Below are 3653 nucleotides of genomic sequence, written 5' to 3'. Positions count from 1 at the left end.
CCGGCCGGCAGAAAGAAGAGCCAGAAGAGATAGCCCAGGACCAGCACCGTGCGGGAAAACTCGCCGCCCATCTTGCCCAGGGATATGGCGGCCAGCACGAGGACGAAGGCCAGCGTCAACGCCCTGACCAGCCGCCTGGTCTCACGCCAGAAGGGCTGGCGCCGTGTGTAAAGGCCCTCGTAGGCCAGGCACAAAATGATAAAGGCCAGCACCCACCACAGGTGTTTAACCAGGTTCGGGGGCAACCCTGGAGGGAATACTGGAGCCACCACCGGTAGGACTTTCACCCGGACGACCACAGCCAGGACCAGGGCCGCACCCAGGTTAACCATGTCCACCACTGTGAGAACTGCGGCCGACGCCACCTGTAAAACGGCCTGCCTGTCCCACACCAGGAGGAAAAGACGTGCCGCCGCCTCCCGGCGGGCAACAAAAATCCCCCGCCCCACTTCCTGAGGCATCCTGGCCAATGCTCTCACACCCCTTACACAGGGGCAGCCATTCCTGAAGAGCAAAACAAAAAAACAGGCCACCCCGCGCAAGCGGCCGGTTGCGCCACCGGCTCCCCGCTGCCCAGGCGCCCACCTACAGGCAGCGGTTCAAGGCCTCCGCTTTATGTTAATAATTACGACAATAAACTGGTAAATCCTCTCCGAAAAAGGCAAAAGATTCCTCCAATATTCGACAAATTCCTACAACCGTACCTCTTCTTTTTCCCGGCGGCGGTAGTAGTAATAATAGTGGTAGTCCCGCGCGGGCATTTTGACCTGGTTCAGCACCACACCGATGATGCGGGCGCTGGCCTTGAGGAGCTGGTCCCTGGCTTCCTGTGCAATCTCCACCCGGGTGGTAGCGGCCCTTATAACCAGGATCACCCCGTCCAGCTGGGCGGCCAGGAGGGCGGCGTCGGTCACGGCCAGCACCGGGGGAGAATCGACGATCACGTAATCGAAGCGCTCCAGGAGGGCCGGCCAGAGGGCGCGCACCCGCCCGGAAGCAAGCAGTTCCGCCGGGTTGGGCGGGATGGGCCCGCTGGTAAGTACGGACAGGTTATCCACCAGACCGTTGTGGGCTACGGCCACCGGATCCATTTCCTGTAAAAGGCAGTTGGTCAGCCCCCGGTGGTTTTCTACCTCGAAAATTTTGTGCAGTACCGGCTTGCGCAGGTCGCAGTCCACCAGCAGGACCGTGTGGCCCGCCTGGGCCAGGACCACGGCCAGGTTGGCCGCCGTGGTGGATTTGCCGTCTTCCGGCCCGGCGCTGGTCACCAGGATGGAACGGCAGGGGCGGTCCAGGGCGGCAAACCCCAGATTGGTGCGCAGGGTACGGAAGGCCTCGGATATGACGGACCTGGGGTTTGTGTGTGCCAAAAGCAGGGGCGCATGGCCGTTGTGCTTAAACATATAATTACCCTCCGTAAGACGAACGTTTTACGGTCTGAGCGGTGCCCTGGGGGATGACCCCCACCACGGGCAGCTCCAGGTACCTGGCCACGTCCTCGGGCGTCTTGATGGTGTAGTCCAGGTGCTCCAGGACGAAGGCCAGGGCGGTGGAAGCCAGGAGGCCCAGGACGAAGGCCACGGCTATGTTCAGCTTTTTCTTCGGCTTTACCGGGTGGGAGGGCACGGATGCTTCCGAGACCACGATCACGCTGGTGTCGCCCAGGTCGATGGACCTGGCGATCTGTGTTTCCGTGGTCTTCTGGGCCAGGGTCTCCACGGTCTGCTTCAAGCGGTCAACCTCGCCCTGCAGCTTGTCCTGCTGGACCTTTTTGCCGGTAAGCTCCGCCTGCAGCTTGTCCAGTTCCGTGCGCAGGGAATCGACCACGCCCTGCAGCCCCTGCACCTGGGCCTGTTTTTCCGCCAGGTCGGCCTTCTTCTCGCTCAGCTGCTGGCTTATGGAAACATAAACAGGGTTTACGTCCTGTGTTTTTACAATCCTGCCGGTATCCGGGTCGAGCTTTTCCACGGAAACCATTTTCGGTGTGGAGGCCAGCTCACGTTCCAGGCAGGCCACCCCGGCACTCAACTGGTCCAGTTCCACCCCGGCCATTTTAAGCTGGGATTCGTAACCTGCCAGGTCTTCCGATTTCTTCTTGAATTCCTGTTCCAGGACGGCCACGCCCCTGGGCTGGGCCTGGAACTTCTTCAGCGCATCCACGGCTTTCTGGAGGTCTTTTTCGGTAGCTTCCCGCTGCTGCTTCAAAAATGAGACCGACCTGGCCATCTGTTCCGCGTTCTTTTCCGAGATGAGCTGCAGGTACTCCCTGCTCAGGGTGTTGGCGATCCTGGCGGCCAGGACCGGGTCGCTGTTCTGGACTCTCACGTCGATGAGGTTCGAGTCCTTGACCACTGTGGCCTTGATCATGTCGGAGAGGGTCCTGGGGGTGTAAAGGTTCGGGTCCAGCTTTAACCTGTCGATCACCCGCTGGAGCAGCACCTCGCTCTTGAGTTGCCCCAGGTAGGTGTTCATGGTCAAAATGGGTAGCCGGGATATGGACCCCACCACCCCCTCCAGGCCGTCCTGCGGGATTTGATAGACCTGCTGCTGTTTATCGGTGGCCTGCACCACCAGGAGCAGCGTCTGGGCCTCATATACGGGCGGCAGGACGAAAAAACTCAGGATGGCGGAGGTCAGCACGCAAAGCAAGGTCCCCAGGGCGATGATTTTCCGCCACTTGCCCAGGACCTGCAGGTACTGCCGCAGGTCTATCACTTCTTCAGCAAATTCGGCATTCTGGTTCGGCTCGGCCATGGCTGTCTCTCCTCTCATTTCCCCTGTTGTGAAAGGATCTCTTTATATATATCTGTCGCACCCGGTTTCTTTTCTTCCAGTTCCTTCACGATGGCGTCCGCCCGGGAAACCTCTCCCATCCGGGCCAGCGAGGCGGCCAGCCAGAGTTCCGCCTCAAAGGCAATGTCCTTATCACCCCGGGCCAGTTCGAGCAGACCCGCCGCCCGGGGCAGGTCTCCCAGGAGGTAGGCGGCCTGGCCGGCGGTCAGGTAAAGACGTGGTGACGGCCGGGGGATGGCCGCGGGCAGGTCCCCCGGCATGGCCAGGACCGCCTGCAGGTATGCACGGGCCTTTTGCGTTTCGCCTCTTTTCAGGTAATACCGGGCCGCGTCAAGCCGGGCGCGGGCCAGGATCTCATGGTGGGCCACGACCAGGGGGTTGGCTTCGCACAGGGCACGAGCTTCCGCCACCATCAGGTCGTACTCCCGTAAAAGGCTGTAGACGTTGACCAGTGTAGCGCGTACGCTCGTATTGTACGGTTCGGCTCTCGCCGCTTCGCGGGCGTACCGGATGGCCTTATAGCGGGCCACCGCATCGTCCCCGGAGGCAGCCTGGACGGCCCAGATTTGAGCCAGGTCGGCAGCGTAGGAGGCAGTGAAGGGGTCCAGCCGGTGGGCCTGCTCGTAAAACCCCCTCGCACCTTGCAGGTCTCTGGCTAAAAGCGCCCGGGCACCTTCCGCCCCCGCCACGCCGGCGGCGTAAAAGGCCCGCGCGGGGAAGATCACCGCCGCGGAAGCGACAGTACCGGCCAGGGCCAGGGCTGCCAGAGGTCGCCAATCCGCAGGGCCGGACCGCCTGCCGGCGGGAGCCTCCGGTAGATGGTGCCGGCCATATGCCCTGCGTTCACCGGCAGTGGCCGG

At 62.0% G+C, this 3653-nt stretch carries 3 protein-coding genes, 1 pseudogene and 1 riboswitch; all 4 genes and pseudogenes read right to left on the bottom strand.

Features of this window, described 5'->3' with window-relative positions; genetic code table 11:
- Positions 1 to 461: pseudogene (locus tag ACPLUI_RS12495) on the bottom strand (undecaprenyl-phosphate galactose phosphotransferase WbaP); the annotation flags it as partial.
- A 75-nt stretch (positions 462 to 536) separates the two neighbouring features.
- Positions 537 to 619, bottom strand: a riboswitch (cyclic di-GMP riboswitch).
- Positions 620 to 692: 73 nt separating this feature from the next.
- Entirely contained in the window at positions 693 to 1403 is a 711-nt protein-coding gene (locus ACPLUI_RS12490) for a CpsD/CapB family tyrosine-protein kinase (protein ID WP_424660586.1), read from the bottom strand.
- Positions 1404 to 1407: 4 nt separating this feature from the next.
- Positions 1408 to 2772: a GumC family protein gene (locus tag ACPLUI_RS12485; protein WP_424660585.1), complete on the bottom strand. Its 1365-nt coding sequence runs from the start codon at positions 2770 to 2772 to the stop codon at positions 1408 to 1410.
- Positions 2769 to 3653, bottom strand: an 885-nt coding sequence (locus ACPLUI_RS12480) for a tetratricopeptide repeat protein (RefSeq protein WP_424660584.1), incomplete at its 5' end; no start/stop codon positions are given. The genes ACPLUI_RS12485 and ACPLUI_RS12480, both read right to left, overlap by 4 nt.

The organism is Desulfofundulus sp., assembly GCF_049701015.1.
GTDB lineage: Bacteria > Bacillota > Desulfotomaculia > Desulfotomaculales > Desulfovirgulaceae > Desulfofundulus.
The sequence above is the reverse complement of the archived record's forward strand: the minus strand, read 5'-3'. Positions and strand labels throughout refer to the sequence as shown.